This is a genomic window from Burkholderia sp. Ac-20392, assembly GCF_017104585.1.
Lineage (GTDB): Bacteria > Pseudomonadota > Gammaproteobacteria > Burkholderiales > Burkholderiaceae > Burkholderia > Burkholderia lata.
The window spans coordinates 1-2,211 of record NZ_JAAGPB010000885.1 but is presented as its reverse complement, the minus strand read 5'-3'; the positions used below and the strand labels follow the sequence as shown (position 1 = coordinate 2,211).

The 2,211-nt window shown below is 68.8% G+C and carries 2 protein-coding genes; both read right to left on the bottom strand.

Annotation, left to right across the window (positions count from 1 at the left end; all coding sequences use genetic code 11):
* Positions 1-108: 108 nt before the first annotated feature.
* Positions 109-1,143 carry an ABC transporter substrate-binding protein gene (locus G3N99_RS39375; RefSeq protein ID WP_206125097.1) on the bottom strand — a complete coding sequence of 345 codons (1,035 nt, stop codon included), beginning with the start codon at positions 1,141-1,143 and terminating at the stop codon, positions 109-111.
* A 32-nt stretch (positions 1,144-1,175) separates the two neighbouring features.
* Positions 1,176-2,015, bottom strand: coding sequence for a class II aldolase/adducin family protein (locus tag G3N99_RS39370; protein ID WP_174946122.1), 840 nt, complete (start codon positions 2,013-2,015; stop codon positions 1,176-1,178).
* Between the last annotated feature and the right edge of the window lie 196 nt (positions 2,016-2,211).

The window sequence follows — 2,211 nt, the reverse complement described above, 5'->3', positions numbered from 1 at the left end:
GCTTCGCACGCCGTGCACGCGACGCGCGGCGCGGAGGCGGCGGCACTGGCGCCGGAAGGGGCGGACGCGGTGCGTGCGGACGGAGCGTGTTCGATCGTCGACATCGCGTCACCCCAGCACGTTCGCATAGACCTGCTGCGCGAAGCGCTGCGGGTCGGTGCTCTTCTTCAGCACGCTGATGCGGCGGAAGTCGTCCGCGTAGAACGCGATTTCCTGCTGCAGGTCGACGTTGGTCGGGTGGTGGTTGTAGGTGAGCGTCGCGTAGAGCCTGCGCAGGTCCTCGGGGCTGATCTTCGGCGAATACTTCGCGAACACCTTCGCGGCTTCGTTCGGGTTGTCGTGCGTGAACTCGGTGGCCTGCACGATCGAGCGCGCGAGTGCGGCGGCCGACGGCCGGTCGTTGCGCACGAGGTCGCCGCGCGCGCCGATCACGCAGCACACCTTGTGCGCGTATTCGCCGGACAGGTTCGTCGCCAGTTCCGTGTACGCACCGTTGCTGCGCTTTTCGAGCAGATAGAGATTCGGGTCGCCGTCGGCGATCGCGTGGATCTCGCCCTTGTCGACCGCCACGCCGAGCAGGTCGGCCGGATACTGCCGCCACGTGATGTCGCGCTCGGGATCGATCCCGTTCTTCGCGAGCAGGATCGAGAAGAAATGCTTGCCGGGCGCAGCCAGATCGCTGACGCCGACCGTCTTGCCCTTCAGCGCCTGCAGCGTCGTCACGCCGGCCGCCTTCGCGCCGAGCAGCCGCACGCAGCCGCCATGCGAGCTGCCGATGATCTTCACGTCGAAACCGGCTTCGAGCGGCTTCAACCAGCGGTGGATCATCCCGACCGCCGCATCGGCCTTGCCGGTCGCGATCGATTCGAGCAACTGGTCGGTCGAGCCGCTGTAGTTGATCAACTCGACCTTCAGGCCGTTCTTCTCGAAGAAGCCGCGCTCCTGCGCGACGACGATCGGCGTCAGGCAGAACGCGTTCTGGTTCCACGCGAACGTGAGCTTCTTCAGCGGCGGCGCGGACCAGGCCTTGCGGCCCAGCGTGATCGCGGGCGCGGCGAGTGCGACGGCGCCGGCGGCGCGCAGCAGCTTGCGGCGTTGGTCGTCGTGCGCGTCGGCGGGCGCGGGTGCGGTGGTTCGGGTCATGGTGTCTGGTCTCCGGTCGTGCGGAATGGCGCTCAGTCGAGCAGGTCGGGTTCGTCGGCGACGACGCGCGCGAACAGGCTGTCGAATGCATGCAGCGCACCCTCGGGGCCGCCGATCTGGCCGTGCGTGTGGCGCGCGGTCGCGTGATCGATCGGCTGCGGCGTGCCGGCCGCTTCGGCCAGCAGTTGCGTGTGCGCGGCGTTGTCGAGCGCGATGTACCACCACGCGGCGGCCTCGACCGTCGGGCCGGCGGTCAGGATCCCGTGGTTCTTCAGGATCACGCCCTTGTGCGTGGCGCCGTCCGGCTTTACGAGTGCCTCCGCGATCCGCGCGCCTTCGCTCGTGTCGACGACCATCCCCGTGAAGTCGTCGAACAGTGCGTGGTCTTCATAGAACACGCAGGCGTCCTGCGTGAGCGGATCGAGCGGGCGGCCGAGCGTCGACCACGCCTTGCCGTACGTCGAGTGCGTATGCGCGGCGGCGACGAGATGCGGATGCGCTTCGTGGATCGCCGCGTGGATCGCGAATGCCGCCTTGTTCAGCGGCCGCGTGCCGATCGCGGTTTCGCCGCGCGCATTGACGAGCAGCAGGTCGGACACCTTGATCTGCGAGAAATGCACGCCGAGCGGATTCACCCAGAAGTGGTCGGGCAGCTCGGGGTCGCGTGCGGTGATGTGGCCGGCGAGCCCCTGTGCGAAGCCGAAGCGTGCGAACAGGCGGAATGCGGCCGCGAGCCGTTCCTGACGGTGACGGCGCTCGGCGGCGACGTCGATGCGCGGTGCCGGCGGATCGAACCAGAAATGCTGGCGCGGTGCGTCGGCGAGTTCGAGGCCCGATGCGGTACGGACGGGCGAGGAAAGGACGGCGGACATGATGGCGTAGGGCTCCGTATGGCTCCGTTGGGCGCAGGCCGGGTGGCTGGCCGCGGCGGTGGGCGGGGCGCGCGGTGCCGGCGGATCGAACCAGAAATGCTGGCGCGGTGCGTCGGCGAGTTCGAGGCCCGATGCGGTACGGACGGGCGAGGAAAGGACGGCGGACATGATGGCGTAGGGCTCCGTATGGCTCCGT

Excerpts from the sequence above, each read along its gene's own strand:
- G3N99_RS39375 (WP_206125097.1), bottom strand. The coding sequence starts at position 1,143 with ATGACCCGAACCACCGCACCCGCGCCCGCCGACGCGCACGACGACCAA.
- G3N99_RS39370 (WP_174946122.1), bottom strand. The coding sequence starts at position 2,015 with ATGTCCGCCGTCCTTTCCTCGCCCGTCCGTACCGCATCGGGCCTCGAA.